The sequence below is a fragment of the Enterobacter cloacae complex sp. 2022EL-00981 genome (genome assembly GCF_028737495.1).
GTDB lineage: Bacteria > Pseudomonadota > Gammaproteobacteria > Enterobacterales > Enterobacteriaceae > Enterobacter > Enterobacter cloacae.
The window spans coordinates 40,444-54,728 of record NZ_JAQZRK010000004.1; the positions used below are offsets into that span (position 1 = coordinate 40,444).

The following is a 14,285-nucleotide window of genomic DNA, read 5'->3' on the forward strand; positions in this document are numbered from 1 at the left end:
TGCGTCTGCAAAACTTTAAGAATCAACGAGAGGATTCACCATGTCTGTAATTAAGATGACCGATCTGGATCTGGCTGGTAAACGCGTTTTCATCCGTGCGGATCTGAACGTGCCAGTTAAAGATGGCAAAGTGACCAGTGACGCGCGTATCCGTGCATCTCTGCCAACCATCGAACTGGCTCTGAAGCAGGGTGCGAAAGTGATGGTGACCTCCCACCTGGGTCGTCCAACTGAAGGCGAGTACAACGAAGAGTTCTCTCTGCTGCCGGTTGTTAATTACCTGAAAGACAAACTGTCCAGCCCGGTTCGCCTGGTGAAAGATTACCTGGATGGCGTGGAAGTGGCTGCCGGTGAGCTGGTGGTGCTGGAAAACGTTCGCTTCAACAAAGGCGAGAAGAAAGACGACGAAGCACTCTCCAAAAAATACGCGGCGCTGTGCGACGTATTCGTAATGGATGCATTCGGTACTGCACACCGTGCGCAGGCGTCTACCCACGGTATCGGTAAATTCGCAGACGTTGCGTGCGCTGGTCCTCTGCTGGCTGCGGAACTGGATGCGCTGGGTAAAGCACTGAAAGAGCCTGCTCGTCCAATGGTTGCCATCGTGGGTGGTTCTAAAGTTTCTACCAAACTGACCGTTCTGGATTCCCTGTCTAAAATCGCTGACCAGCTGATCGTTGGCGGTGGTATCGCGAACACCTTCGTTGCCGCTCAGGGCCACAACGTTGGTAAATCCCTGTATGAAGCAGACCTGGTTGACGAAGCCAAACGCCTGCTGGGCAGCTGTGATATCCCGGTTCCAACCGATGTTCGCGTTGCCACTGAGTTCTCCGAAACGGCGACTGCTACCCTGAAATCTGTAAACGACATCAAAGATGAAGAGCAGATTCTGGACCTGGGCGACGTTTCTGCACAGAAACTGGCTGAAATCCTGAAAAACGCAAAAACTATTCTGTGGAACGGTCCTGTTGGCGTGTTCGAATTCCCGAACTTCCGTAAAGGGACTGAAATTGTTGCTAACGCTATCGCAGACAGCGAAGCGTTCTCTATTGCAGGCGGTGGTGACACCCTGGCAGCAATCGACCTGTTCGGTATCGCTGACAAAATCTCCTACATCTCCACTGGTGGCGGCGCATTCCTCGAATTCGTGGAAGGCAAAGTTCTGCCAGCAGTAGCAATGCTCGAAGAGCGCGCTAAGAAGTAAGCCATTCAAGGGCAGGGAAACCTGCCCAATTTTCAGCGCGCTTTAAAAGCTCGCACCTTTTCTAACGGCCGAAGATACAGGACTAAGCAACATGTCTAAAATTTTTGATTTCGTAAAACCTGGCGTGATCACTGGTGATGACGTTCAGAAAGTGTTCCAGGTAGCTAAAGAAAACAACTTTGCTCTGCCAGCAGTTAACTGCGTGGGTACTGACTCCATCAACGCCGTACTGGAAACCGCTGCAAAAGTTAAAGCACCGGTTATCGTACAGTTCTCTAACGGCGGCGCTGCGTTCATCGCAGGTAAAGGCGTGAAAACTGACATTCCTCAGGGTGCTGCAATCCTGGGCGCTATCTCTGGTGCGCACCACGTACATCAGATGGCTGAACACTACGGTGTTCCAGTTATCCTGCACACTGACCACTGCGCGAAGAAACTGCTGCCGTGGATCGACGGTCTGCTGGACGCGGGTGAAAAACACTTCGCGGCTACCGGTAAGCCACTGTTCTCTTCTCACATGATCGACCTGTCTGAAGAGTCTCTGGAAGAGAACATCGAGATCTGCTCCAAATACCTGGCGCGCATGTCCAAAATGGGCATGACCCTGGAAATCGAACTGGGTTGCACCGGCGGTGAAGAAGACGGCGTGGACAACAGCCACATGGACGCTTCTGCTCTGTACACTCAGCCAGAAGACGTTGATTACGCTTACACCGAGCTGAGCAAAATCAGCCCACGCTTCACCATTGCAGCGTCCTTCGGTAACGTACACGGCGTTTACAAACCAGGTAACGTGGTTCTGACCCCAACCATCCTGCGTGACTCTCAGGAATACGTGTCCAAGAAACACAACCTGCCGCACAACAGCCTGAACTTCGTCTTCCACGGCGGTTCCGGTTCTTCTGCTCAGGAAATCAAAGACTCCGTAAGCTACGGCGTAGTGAAAATGAACATCGATACCGACACCCAGTGGGCAACCTGGGACGGTATCCTGCAGTACTACAAAGCGAACGAAGCTTACCTGCAGGGCCAGCTGGGCAACCCGAAAGGCGAAGACCAGCCGAACAAGAAATACTACGATCCACGCGTATGGCTGCGCGCAGCGCAGACGTCCATGGTGACCCGTCTGGAGCAGGCATTCAAAGAGCTGAACGCGATCGACGTTCTGTAATTTGAGCTGCTGACAGCATCAGGAGGCCCGCAAACGCGGGCCTTTTTTTATGCTTTTTCAATACCCTGTCAGACCGGTTTTTGTGATCTGTTTGGCAAAACTTGCGCTTTTTGTTTACCCTTTACGGACCTGCCTGTCTCCATGGGGGATGGATTTGTGTTTTGGTTTAACAAAAGGAAGAATAAATGGAACAACTCGATGTTGTAGACAGCATCAATAACGCCGGTAACTGGCTGGTGCGCAACCAGGCGCTGCTGCTGAGCTACGCCGTGAATATCGTCGCGGCGATTGCCATCATCATCGTCGGGATGATCGTGGCGCGTATTGTATCGAATGCGGTCAACCGGGTGATGGTAGCGCGACATATCGACGCTACGGTGGCTGACTTTCTCTCTGCGCTGGTGCGCTATGGCATCATCGCGTTTACGCTGATTGCTGCACTGGGGCGCGTGGGGGTACAAACGGCATCGGTGATCGCCGTGCTTGGTGCCGCGGGTCTGGCGATTGGTCTGGCATTACAGGGCTCGCTCTCGAACCTGGCGGCAGGCGTACTGCTGGTCACCTTCCGTCCATTCCGTTCCGGTGAGTATGTTGATCTGGGCGGCATTGCCGGTACCGTACTGCAGGTACAAATTTTCTCTACCACTCTGCGTACCGTTGACGGGCGTATCGTTGTGGTCCCGAACGGCAAAATCATCGCGGGCAACATTATTAACTTTTCTCGCGAGCCGGTTCGCCGTAACGAGTTAATTATCAGCGTGGCGTATGATTCCGATATTGATCAGGTGAAATCGCTGATTGCTAACATTATCGCCTCCGACGATCGCATTCTGAAGGACAAAGAGCAGACCGTGCGCCTGCATGAGCTGGGTGCTTCCTCTATTAACTTCGTGGTGCGTATCTGGAGCAAAAGCAGCGATCTGCAAAACGTGTACTGGGACGTGCTGGAGCGCATTAAGCGCGAGTTTGACGCCAACGGCATCAGCTTCCCGTATCCGCAGATGGACGTAAACGTCAAAAAAGTAAAAGAAGCCGAATAACATCTCCCGTAGGCCCGGTAAGCGCTAGCGCCACCGGGCTTATCTTTTATTAGCTATGCTAATACCCAATTAATATTATCAATTTCCTCTAATGTTCTTCTCGCAGTATAGTCTGCTCCAAAGACAATTCTGCGAGATAAATGTCATGTTATCGTATTATTTTCAGGGGCTTGCGTTAGGCGCAGCCATGATCCTTCCCCTCGGTCCGCAAAATGCGTTTGTCATGAACCAGGGGATTCGCCGCCAGTATCATCTGATGATTGCCCTGCTGTGCGCGGTAAGCGATTTACTGCTGATTTGTGCCGGGATTTTTGGCGGGAGTGCGCTACTGATGCAGTCACCCTGGCTGCTGGCGCTGGTGACCTGGGGCGGGGTCGCCTTCCTGCTGTGGTACGGATTCGGTGCGTTAAAAACGGCAATGAGCAGTAACCTGGAGCTGGCGAGCGCCGAAGTGATGAAGCAGGGGCGCTGGAAGATCATCGTCACCATGCTGGCGGTAACGTGGCTTAACCCGCACGTCTATCTCGACACGTTTGTGGTGCTCGGGAGCCTGGGTGGGCAACTGGACGTTGAGCCGAAGCGCTGGTTTGCCCTGGGCACGGTGAGTGCCTCCTTCCTCTGGTTCTTTGGCCTCGCCATTCTGGCGGCGTGGCTGGCACCCCGTTTGCGTACCGCCAAAGCCCAGCGGATCATCAACACGCTGGTGGGCGTGGTGATGTGGGTCATTGCCTTTCAACTGGCGAAAGAGGGGATTCATCATGTTCAGGGATTGTTCAACTAAGCGTTGTCTTATGGACAACTGAGCAGGACCCGCTAAGCTTGCTGGCATGCGCCCTGTTGTTAGGGCACTCTTCGCAACATGGAGGAATGACAGTGAAGTTTAACGTGATGGCCCTGGCGGCATTAGTAAGTTTGGGTGCGGTGTCTGTTCAGGCGAATGAATTGCCAAATGGTCCGCACATCGTCACTTCCGGCACCGCCAGCGTGGATGCGGTACCGGATGTTGCGACGCTGGCAATTGAAGTCAACGTAGCCGCGAAGGATGCCGCTTCCGCCAAGAAGCAGGCTGACGATCGTGTTGCGCAATATCTCTCTTTCCTGGAGCAGAACGGTGTTGCCAAAAAAGACATCAGCTCTGCGAACCTGCGTACTCAGCCCGATTACGACTACCAGAACGGCAAAAGTATCCTGAAAGGCTATCGCGCGGTGCGTAGCGTTGAAGTGACCGTCCGCCAGCTGGATAAGCTGAACTCCCTTCTGGATGGCGCGCTGAAGGCGGGGCTGAACGAAATTCGTTCCGTCTCACTGGGCGTTGCGCAACCGGAGAAATACAAAGACGAAGCGCGTAAAGCGGCAATTGACGATGCGATGCATCAGGCGCAGCAGCTGGCCGCTGGCTTTAAGAGTAAGCTCGGCCCGGTGTATAGCGTGCGTTACCACGTCTCTAACTATCAGCCAAGCCCGATGGTACGGATGATGAAAGCCGATGCGGCGCCGGTATCTGCTCAGGAAAGCTATGAGCAGCCGACCATTCAGTTCGACGATCAGGTTGATGTGGTGTTCCAGCTGGAGCCGACGCAAACTCAGCAAACTGAGACGGCTAAGGCGCAGTAATTTGCCCTCACCCTAACCCTCTCCTACAGGGAGAGGGTATTCAAGCGATTAATCCTGTCTCAACACCTTGTGCCCGTATGCCAGCAGCGCGTCGGTGACGTTGCGCATCATGCGGCTTTCCGGCGCAAAACGGTGCCAGTAAAGCATCCGGCGCTGATACAGCCCCGGCGTCAAATCAATCAGCTCACCGCTTTTCAACTCCTTTTCAATCTGCAGGTGCGGGATCATGCAGCAGGTGGTTCCCTGACGCGCAAGCTGCACGAAGGCTTCAGACGAGTTCACGATGTGGCACGGCACGCTGCCCGGCGGCAGGTCGAAGTTTTGTTGCAGGAACGCCTGATGCATATCGTCCAGATGGTCGAACGCCACGGCAGGTGCTTTAAGTAGCGCGGCGCGGGTGACGCCATTGGGGAAGTAGCGCTCCGCAAAGGCTTTTGAACCGACAAACAGGTAATCCAGCGCGCCCAGTTGATCGACCAGGCAGCTTGGCAGTGCCTGAGGCTGAATACTGACCGCCCCGACCACTTCACCGCGACGCAGGCGTTCCTGGGTGCGGGTTTCATCTTCAACCTGCAGATTAAGACGGATAGGGGAATCGGCCAGGACCGGGGCGAGGGCGGGCAGCAGCCAGGTTGCCAGACTGTCGGCGTTCACCGCCAGTGACAGCAGCAACGGCGTAGAACCCGTTTGTTCATCACCCAGCCATTCGTCTTCCAGCAGTTCAACCTGACGCAGCAGGGCGAGGAGCTTTTGTCCTTGCTCTGTTGGACGCGGTGGCACGGTACGCACCAGCAGTGGCTGCCCGAACATGTTTTCAAGCTGTTTGATACGCTGTGATACGGCGGACTGAGTAATACACAGCTTTTGCGCTGCGCGCTCAAAACCGCGTTCACGAATAACTGCATCAAGTGCCTGTAGTGTTCTGTAGTCCGGACGTTTCATTGCTCTGGCTTACTCCTTAATTTTGCTTAATCTGCACTATGACACAATTTTCCCTTTGTGGCAGACGAATTCCACGTCACGTGTTCTATAATGCGCCCTAAGTTTTCATACCACAGGCAAAACGATCATGACGCAGGATGAACTGAAAAAAGCAGTAGGATGGGCCGCGCTGCAGTACGTGCAACCGGGTACTATCGTCGGTGTGGGTACGGGATCGACGGCGGCACACTTTATCGATGCGCTGGGCACGATGAAGGGGCAGATCGAGGGCGCGGTTTCGAGCTCCGATGCTTCCACGGAAAAGCTGAAAAGCCTCGGCATTACCGTTTTCGATCTGAACGAAGTGGACCGTCTGGGGATCTACGTTGATGGCGCGGATGAAATCAACGGGCATATGCAGATGATCAAAGGCGGCGGCGCAGCGCTGACGCGTGAAAAGATCATCGCCTCCGTGGCCGATAAATTCATCTGTATCGCGGATGCATCCAAGCAGGTTGATATTCTGGGTAAATTCCCGCTGCCGGTTGAAGTGATCCCAATGGCGCGCAGCGCCGTGGCACGTGAGCTGGTAAAACTGGGCGGACGTCCTGAATACCGTCAGGGTGTGGTCACCGATAACGGCAACGTGATCCTCGACGTTCATGGCCTGGAAATTCTCGACGCGATCGCGCTCGAAAACGCCATCAACGGCATTCCGGGCGTGGTAACAGTAGGGTTATTCGCCAACCGTGGCGCGGATGTTGCGCTGATCGGCACGGCTGATGGCGTGAAAACCATCGTAAAATGATCTGACGGGGGGAGTCCTCCCCCCGCTAAAAAAATTTTGAAAAGCTAAATTCGGTGACTTGTGTCACGTTTTTGCCCCTCTCTTGCTGAACCTTCCGCATTCACAAGTATTTGCAGCATTTTACTCTGCTATTTTGCGCTGTATGACTTTTCTTCAGAGTGCCGACGCAAACGTTCATATTGCTGCAATAGTTTTTTTTGATATGTTGGCTAAGCGGATTTCAATCCAGCACAACATCAGTTCAGACAAAAAAACAGGGTCGGGTAAATGGCAAAGGTATCACTGGAGAAAGACAAGATTAAATTCCTGCTAGTAGAAGGCGTGCATCAAAAAGCACTTGATAGCCTTCGCGCGGCAGGTTACACCAACATCGAATTTCACAAGGGCGCGCTGGATACTGAAGAGCTGAAAGCGTCCATCCGTGATGCCCACTTCATCGGCCTGCGATCCCGTACTCACCTGACTGAAGATGTTATTGCTGCGGCGGAAAAGCTGGTCGCTATCGGCTGTTTCTGCATCGGTACCAACCAGGTTGACCTGAATGCTGCCGCAAAACGCGGTATCCCGGTCTTCAACGCCCCGTTCTCCAACACCCGTTCCGTGGCGGAGCTGGTGATTGGCGAACTGCTGCTGTTGCTGCGTGGTATTCCGGAAGCCAACGCCAAAGCCCACCGCGGCGTGTGGAACAAACTGGCCGCGGGCTCTTATGAAGCGCGCGGTAAAAAGCTGGGTATCATTGGTTACGGCCACATTGGTACCCAACTGGGTATCCTGGCTGAATCCCTGGGCATGCATGTTTACTTCTACGACATTGAAAGCAAACTGCCGCTGGGGAACGCCACTCAGGTTCAACATCTTTCTGACCTGCTGAACATGAGCGACGTGGTAAGCCTGCATGTGCCGGAAAACGCCTCAACCAAAAATATGATGGGCGCGGAAGAGCTGGCGCTGATGAAGCCAGGTTCCCTGCTGATCAACGCCGCACGCGGTACGGTTGTCGACATTCCCGCGCTGTGCGATGCCCTGAAGCGTAAGCATCTGGCGGGGGCGGCTATCGACGTCTTCCCGACGGAGCCTGCAACCAACAGCGATCCATTTAACTCTCCGCTGTGCGAGTTCGACAACGTGATCCTGACGCCACACATCGGTGGCTCTACTCAGGAAGCGCAGGAGAATATCGGTCTGGAAGTGGCGGGTAAACTGAGCAAATACTCCGATAACGGTTCAACGCTCTCTGCCGTTAACTTCCCGGAAGTGTCGCTGCCGCTGCACGGTGGCCGTCGTCTGCTGCACATTCACGAAAACCGTCCGGGTGTGCTGACCGCCATCAACCAGATCTTTGCTGAGCAGAGTGTCAACATTGCCGCGCAGTATCTGCAAACCAACTCGCAGATGGGCTATGTGGTTATTGATATCGAAGCAGATGAAGATGTGGCCGAGAAAGCGCTGCAGAGCATGAAGGCCATTCCGGGGACGATTCGCGCGCGTCTGCTGTACTGAGGGTGTGAGGTAAATGCAAAACGGTAACGATAGTTACCGTTTTTTATGTTTTCTCCCTCTCCCGGTGGGAGAGGGCTGGGGTGAGGGCATCAGGCTGCACGCCTGTTTCACCATTCCCACAACTTCGATGGCGTCACCACCGCCGGCAACGGCACATCCCACTTCTCGACCGGCAAGGCGTCTACCGCCTGGCAATCATGCGCATAACCCACCGGCTGCAACCCGTACTGCTGCCAGTTTTGCAACGTTCTGTCATAGAACCCCCCGCCCATTCCTAAACGCTGGCCCTGTTCATCAAACGCCACCAGCGGCGTAATCAGCACGTCCAGCTGTGACAGCGGCAGCACGTCGCGCACATCCAGCTTCGGCTCGGTGATTTTCAGACGATTCACAACCAGTTCGCTGTGCGGGTGGTAGTGCAGAAACAGCAGGTTCCCTGCGCTAAACGGATGCAGCACCGGCAGATAAACCCGCTTTCCGGCTCGCCAGAGTTGTTCAATGAGTGGCTGCGTATCCAGCTCACCATCAAAAGAGAGAAACAGCGCGACGGTATGCGCCATTACTACAGGCGGATACGCCATCATGCGTGCCGCGGCCTGCTGGGCAAAATGCGCTTGCTGTTCAGGGGGTAACGCCCGGCGACGTTGTCGAATGAGTTGACGAATATCCTGGCGTGAGGCAGAAACTTCAGGGAATTGAGTCATGGTAGTGGTAGAAGAAGAGTGAGGGAATCTCCGAGATGCCGCCGCAGGCTGTAACCCTTGAACCCTTGGTTCAAGGTGAATGTGTCGTCATAGTTTTAAGGCTTCTCGGACGAACCGAGCATGCTCACCAACCATGGAGCGCCACATTCTTGTGGTATGAAATATCGGCTCAGGGGACTGGCCCGCTTGCGAACATCTCAGAGAAATTTTGTCTTCACAGTTACTCTACCATAGTCAACTGAGAAGTGTTATTCAAACTTTGGTCCCGGTCTTTCGGGATTGCGACCTTGATCAAGCAACGCCTGTTCTATGGTCTGCTGGAGCATTTTAATGCGCTGCTCCATGCTTGCCGCGTAGTCGCGGGTCTTCGCTTTTTCCTGAGTCAGTTCATAGCTGATGTTCAACGCGGCGATAAAAACCAGCTGCTCAGTATTTGTGACTCTAGTGCGTTCTTTAAGATCTTGCAACCGCTGATTCAAATCGTCCGCAGCCTGATTCAAAGCATCCCTTTGTTCAGGAGGACAATTCACTCGCAGTGAACGGCCAAAAATCTGGAGATCGACGGGTTGTGCAGACATGCCACCTTCCTGCTGATTGACTGCGCTGCCTTCGCTTACTGCCCCGGGGGCTGCGAAGGGGCGACACTATAGCTACCCTGATGTGAAGATACAAGCCCTTTTCTGGTATCACCAGGGTCCAAAGTGGTAGCATATCATGAATATTCCTCCCTTTGATGACGAAAGCTCATGTCTATACAGAACGAAATGCCTGGTTACAACGATTTAAACCAGTTACTGAACCAGCAGGGTGTGGGTTTAACCCCTGCCGAAATGCACGGTCTGATCAGTGGCATGCTATGCGGCGGAAACAGCGACAGCTCATGGCAGCCGCTGATCCACGACCTGACGAACGAAGGGCTGGCGTTTGGTCATGAACTGGCGGAAGCGCTGCGAAAAATGCACTCGGCAATCAGCGATTCGCTGGAGGACGATGGCTTCCTTTTTCAGCTTTATCTGCCTGAAGGCGACGATGTCAGCGTGTTCGATCGCGCCGATGCGCTGGCCGGTTGGGTAAACCACTATCTGTTGGGGCTGGGTGTAACGCAGCCCAAGCTTGATAAAGTGACCGGCGAAGCGGGTGAAGCGATCGACGATCTGCGTAACATCGCGCAGCTGGGTTACGACGAAGAAGAAGATCAGGAAGAGCTGGAGATGTCTCTCGAAGAGATTATCGAGTACGTTCGCGTGGCGGCACTGCTGTGCCACGATAACTTCACCCGCTCGCAGCCAACCGCACCGGAAGTTCGTAAGCCAACCTTACATTAAGAAAAATAACGCACAGGAGGGTGTCATGGTTATCTCGAATCAAGAGTATTCCCGTCGTCGTCAGGCGCTGCTGGCAAAAATGCAGCCCGGAAGCGCTGCGCTGATTTTTGCCGCGCCCGAAGTGACGCGCAGTGCTGACAGTGAATACCCCTATCGCCAGAACAGCGATTTCTGGTACTTCACCGGGTTCAATGAACCGGAGGCGGTATTGGTGCTGATCAAGAGCAATGACACCCACAACCACAGCGTGATTTTCAACCGCGTACGGGATCTCACCGCGGAGATCTGGTTTGGTCGCCGCCTGGGGCAAGAGGCCGCGCCCGCGAAACTGGGTGTGGACCGTGCGCTGGCGTTCAGTGAAATCAACCAGCAGCTCTATCAGTTGCTGAACGGGCTGGATGTGCTTTACCACGCGCAGGGTGAGTATGCGTACGCCGATGAGATAGTCTTCACCGCGCTGGATAAGCTGCGTAAAGGCTCCCGGCAGAATCTCTCCGCCCCGGCCACGCTGACGGACTGGCGCCCGGTGGTCCACGAGATGCGCCTGTTTAAATCGCAGGAAGAGCTGGACGTGATGCGTCGTGCAGGCGAAATCAGCGCGCTGGCTCACACAAGGGCGATGGAAAAGTGCCATCCCGGCCTGTTTGAATATCAGCTGGAAGGCGAGATTCACCACGAGTTCAACCGCCACGGCGCGCGTTATCCCTCTTACAACACCATTGTCGGCGGCGGTGAAAACGGCTGCATTCTGCACTACACCGAAAATGAAAGTGAACTGCGTGACGGCGATCTGGTGCTGATTGATGCAGGCTGCGAATATCAGGGCTATGCGGGCGACATTACCCGTACCTTCCCGGTGAACGGTAAGTTCACCCCCGCGCAGCGCGAAATTTATGACATCGTTCTTGAATCTCTTGAAACCGCGCTGAATCTCTATCGCCCCGGCACCTCCATCCAGGAAGTGACCGGCGAAGTGGTGCGCATCATGATTACCGGCCTCGTAAGGCTCGGGATTCTGAACGGTGATGTGGATACCCTGATTGCTGAAAATGCGCATCGCCCCTACTTTATGCACGGCCTGAGCCACTGGCTGGGGCTGGATGTGCATGATGTTGGTGCGTATGGTTCAGAACGTTCTCGCGTGCTGGAGCCGGGTATGGTGCTGACCGTTGAACCGGGGCTCTACATTGCGCCGGATGCCGACGTGCCGGAAGCGTACCGTGGAATTGGTATTCGCATCGAAGATGACATTGTCATCACCGAAACCGGTAACGAAAACCTGACCGCGGGCGTGGTGAAAAACGCCGATGACATTGAGGCGCTGATGGCAGCGGCACGCCCATGAGCGTGATTATCGTTGGTGGGGGGATGACGGGAGCTACGCTGGCGCTGGCCATCTCGCATTTGACGAAAGGGCAACTCCCGGTCCATCTGGTGGAGGCTGTGGCGCCAGAGGCGTCCGATCATCCTGGTTTTGATGCCCGCGCCATTGCGCTGGCACAGGGGACATGCCAGCAGCTCGCTCGAATTGGCATCTGGCAGGCGATTGCGGATTGTGCGACGGCAATTAACACCGTTCACGTCAGCGATCGTGGCCATGCCGGGTTTGTGACGCTGGATGCGCAGGATTACCGCATCGATGCGTTAGGCCGGGTGGTCGAACTTCACGACGTCGGGCTGCGTCTGTTCCGTTTATTGCAGGATGCCCCGGGCGTGACGCTGCATTGCCCGGCGCGCGTCGCCAGCTTCAGCCGCAGCGAAGCGGCGGTCAGCGTGACGCTGGAAAACGGCACGGTTCTGGATGGCCAGCTTCTGGTCGCCGCCGATGGTTCACGTTCTGCGCTTGGCACCCAGTGCGGCGTGGAATGGCGCGCCCAGCCTTACGGACAGGTCGCCGTTATTGCTAACGTTTCTACGGCGGGAGAACACAACGGCAGGGCGTTTGAACGTTTCACTCAGCACGGCCCGCTGGCCATGCTGCCGATGTCAAACGGACGCTGCTCGCTGGTGTGGTGCCATCCTCAGGATAAAGCGGCTGACGTTGAGGCCTGGTCCGACGACCGTTTCTGTACCGAACTGCAAAAAGCCTTTGGCTGGCGGCTGGGGCGTATTACCCATGCGGGAAAACGCGCTGTTTACCCGCTGTCGCTGACCACGGCATCTCAGTCCATCTCCCATCGCGTGGCGCTGGTCGGCAATGCCGCGCAGACGTTGCACCCAATCGCCGGGCAAGGCTTCAACCTTGGGCTACGCGACGTGATGAGCCTGGCAGAGATTCTGTCTCAGGCGTGGCATGAGCAAAAAGATTGCGGTGCGTATCCGGTGCTCAGCCATTATCAGAGGCGACGCCGGGCCGATAAAGAAGCGACTATCGGCGTCACCGATGGCCTGGTACATCTGTTTGCCAATCGCTGGGCACCGCTGGTTGCAGGCCGCAACCTTGGGCTGATGGCGATGGAATTATTCATTCCGGCACGTGACGTGCTGGCGCAGCGGACCCTTGGTTGGGTCGCGCGTTAAGGAGTTATCATCGTGCAAAATGTTGATGTCGCCATTGTAGGCGGCGGAATGGTAGGGCTGGCGCTGGCCTGTGGTTTACAGGGCAGTGGTCTGCGCGTGGCCGTGCTGGAGCAAAATCTGCCTCAGCCCGTTGCGCACGATGCGCCGCCGGAACTGCGCGTCTCGGCAATCAATGCCGCCAGCGAAAAACTACTGACGCGCCTTGGCGTCTGGTCAGATATCGTGGCGCAGCGTGCCAGCTGCTATCACGGAATGGAAGTGTGGGACAAAGACAGCTTTGGTCGTATCGCGTTTGATGATGAAAGTATGGGCTATAGCCATCTGGGTCATATCATCGAAAATGCCGTCATTCACCATGCGTTATGGCAAAAAGCGCAATCCTGCAGCGATATCACCCTGATGGCGCCCGCGCAAATCCAGCAGGTGGCATGGGGCGAAAACGAAGCGTTTCTCACCCTGCAGAGCGGCGACATGCTCACCGCGCGGCTGGTGGTGGGCGCGGATGGCGCAAACTCGTGGCTGCGTAACAAGGCGGATATTCCCCTGACCTTCTGGGATTATCGTCATCATGCGCTGGTAGCAACCATTCGTACTGAAGAGCCGCACGGTGGCGTTGCGCGCCAGATTTTCCATAACGACGGTATTCTGGCATTTCTGCCGCTGAGCGATCCGCACCTGTGCTCGATCGTCTGGTCTCTGGTGCCGGAAAAAGCACAGCTGATGCGCGAGGCGACGCCAGAGGCGTTTAATCAGGCGCTGTGCATGGCGTTTGATAACCGTCTTGGTCTGTGCACCCTTGAGAGCGAACGCCTGGTATTCCCGTTGACCGGCCGTTACGCGCGCCAGTTTGCGGCGCACCGTCTCGCGCTGGTGGGTGACGCGGCGCATACCATTCATCCGCTGGCCGGACAGGGAGTTAACCTTGGCTTTATGGATGCGGCAGAGCTGGTGAATGAGCTGCGCCGTCTGCACCGCGAAGGTAAAGACATCGGCCAGCATCTCTACCTGCGTCGCTACGAACGCAGCCGCAAGCACAGCGCGGCGGTGATGCTGGCAGGCATGCAGGGCTTCCGCGAGCTGTTTGCCGGGGCAAACCCGGCGAAAAAACTGCTGCGCGACATCGGCCTGAAACTGGCCGACACCCTTCCGGGCGTAAAACCTCAACTCCTTCGTCAGGCGATGGGTCTTAACGATCTTCCCGACTGGTTACGTTAATCTCGATCCCCGTCACACTTTATTTACCCGGCCTCTGCGCCGGGTAAATATCCTCGTTTGAAATAATCTAATTTCACGCCATTTTTCGCATTAGATAATCTAATCTGGCTATTTTTACGTTACGGAAATTTGGCCCGTTTTTCCGCATGAAATATCACCATGTGCTAAATATTGTTAGATCGTTGTTAATTTTATGCGGGTTGAATCGCATTTTACCAGTGAATAACTCTGTAGGCTTTTCAGCGTTTTTTGGTCATAAGCTA

The 14,285-nt window shown here is 55.1% G+C and carries 14 protein-coding genes and 1 other RNA gene; 11 read left to right on the forward strand and 4 right to left on the reverse strand.

The genetic code is table 11. The features are described 5' to 3' along the window. Nucleotides 1-40: 40 nt before the first annotated feature. The 5 genes from pgk to PUZ33_RS05220 all read left to right on the forward strand — a co-directional run bounded on the left by pgk (nucleotide 41) and on the right by PUZ33_RS05220 (nucleotide 5,029). Nucleotides 41-1,204 carry a phosphoglycerate kinase gene (pgk, locus tag PUZ33_RS05200; protein ID WP_058680976.1) on the forward strand — a complete coding sequence of 388 codons (1,164 nt, stop codon included), beginning with the start codon at nucleotides 41-43 and terminating at the stop codon, nucleotides 1,202-1,204. A gap of 91 nt (nucleotides 1,205-1,295) precedes the next feature. Continuing rightward, nucleotides 1,296-2,375, forward strand: coding sequence for a class II fructose-bisphosphate aldolase (fbaA, locus tag PUZ33_RS05205; RefSeq protein WP_013098634.1), 1,080 nt, complete (start codon nucleotides 1,296-1,298; stop codon nucleotides 2,373-2,375). A 185-nt stretch (nucleotides 2,376-2,560) separates the two neighbouring features. Further along, nucleotides 2,561-3,415 carry a small-conductance mechanosensitive channel MscS gene (locus tag PUZ33_RS05210; RefSeq protein ID WP_013098633.1) on the forward strand — a complete coding sequence of 285 codons (855 nt, stop codon included), beginning with the start codon at nucleotides 2,561-2,563 and terminating at the stop codon, nucleotides 3,413-3,415. Nucleotides 3,416-3,560: 145 nt separating this feature from the next. Continuing rightward, entirely contained in the window at nucleotides 3,561-4,196 is a 636-nt protein-coding gene (gene argO, locus PUZ33_RS05215; RefSeq protein ID WP_013098632.1) for an arginine exporter ArgO, read from the forward strand. Between the two features lie 92 nt (nucleotides 4,197-4,288). Continuing rightward, entirely contained in the window at nucleotides 4,289-5,029 is a 741-nt protein-coding gene (locus tag PUZ33_RS05220) for an oxidative stress defense protein (protein ID WP_013098631.1), read from the forward strand. A 48-nt stretch (nucleotides 5,030-5,077) separates the two neighbouring features. On the opposite strand, the gene argP is transcribed toward PUZ33_RS05220, so the two are convergent. Beyond that, complete coding sequence (argP, locus tag PUZ33_RS05225) at nucleotides 5,078-5,971, reverse strand: DNA-binding transcriptional regulator ArgP (RefSeq protein ID WP_008499727.1); 894 nt, start codon at nucleotides 5,969-5,971, stop codon at nucleotides 5,078-5,080. Between the two features lie 127 nt (nucleotides 5,972-6,098). Between argP and rpiA the strand changes: the two genes are divergently transcribed. Together rpiA and serA are read left to right on the forward strand one after the other, a co-directional pair. Next, nucleotides 6,099-6,758 (forward strand): ribose-5-phosphate isomerase RpiA, encoded by a 660-nt coding sequence (gene rpiA, locus PUZ33_RS05230; RefSeq protein WP_013098630.1) that lies wholly within the window; start codon nucleotides 6,099-6,101, stop codon nucleotides 6,756-6,758. Nucleotides 6,759-7,025: 267 nt separating this feature from the next. Beyond that, nucleotides 7,026-8,258, forward strand: a complete 1,233-nt coding sequence (serA, locus tag PUZ33_RS05235) for a phosphoglycerate dehydrogenase (RefSeq protein ID WP_013098629.1) — start codon at nucleotides 7,026-7,028, stop codon at nucleotides 8,256-8,258. 107 nt (nucleotides 8,259-8,365) lie between these two features. Here the strand turns inward: serA and PUZ33_RS05240 are convergent, their stop codons facing one another. From PUZ33_RS05240 to zapA, 3 genes are all read right to left on the reverse strand, one after another. Beyond that, nucleotides 8,366-8,962: a 5-formyltetrahydrofolate cyclo-ligase gene (locus PUZ33_RS05240; protein WP_028028108.1), complete on the reverse strand. Its 597-nt coding sequence runs from the start codon at nucleotides 8,960-8,962 to the stop codon at nucleotides 8,366-8,368. A 23-nt stretch (nucleotides 8,963-8,985) separates the two neighbouring features. Further along, nucleotides 8,986-9,169: non-coding RNA, 6S RNA (ssrS, locus tag PUZ33_RS05245), on the reverse strand. A 41-nt stretch (nucleotides 9,170-9,210) separates the two neighbouring features. Beyond that, complete coding sequence (gene zapA / locus PUZ33_RS05250) at nucleotides 9,211-9,540, reverse strand: cell division protein ZapA (protein ID WP_006811891.1); 330 nt, start codon at nucleotides 9,538-9,540, stop codon at nucleotides 9,211-9,213. 168 nt (nucleotides 9,541-9,708) lie between these two features. Here zapA and PUZ33_RS05255 point away from each other — a divergent pair, with 168 nt between their 5' ends. The 4 genes from PUZ33_RS05255 to ubiI are packed head-to-tail and all read left to right on the forward strand — an operon-like array spanning nucleotide 9,709 to nucleotide 14,022. Next, nucleotides 9,709-10,287 (forward strand): YecA/YgfB family protein, encoded by a 579-nt coding sequence (locus tag PUZ33_RS05255; protein ID WP_013098627.1) that lies wholly within the window; start codon nucleotides 9,709-9,711, stop codon nucleotides 10,285-10,287. 31 nt (nucleotides 10,288-10,318) lie between these two features. Continuing rightward, nucleotides 10,319-11,632 (forward strand): Xaa-Pro aminopeptidase, encoded by a 1,314-nt coding sequence (gene pepP / locus PUZ33_RS05260; protein WP_028028109.1) that lies wholly within the window; start codon nucleotides 10,319-10,321, stop codon nucleotides 11,630-11,632. Further along, nucleotides 11,629-12,807, forward strand: a complete 1,179-nt coding sequence (ubiH, locus tag PUZ33_RS05265) for a 2-octaprenyl-6-methoxyphenyl hydroxylase (RefSeq protein WP_058680975.1) — start codon at nucleotides 11,629-11,631, stop codon at nucleotides 12,805-12,807. Before pepP ends, ubiH begins: the two co-directional genes overlap by 4 nt. Before the next feature lie 12 nt (nucleotides 12,808-12,819). Then, nucleotides 12,820-14,022 carry an FAD-dependent 2-octaprenylphenol hydroxylase gene (ubiI, locus tag PUZ33_RS05270; protein WP_058680974.1) on the forward strand — a complete coding sequence of 401 codons (1,203 nt, stop codon included), beginning with the start codon at nucleotides 12,820-12,822 and terminating at the stop codon, nucleotides 14,020-14,022. Nucleotides 14,023-14,285: the final 263 nt, after the last annotated feature.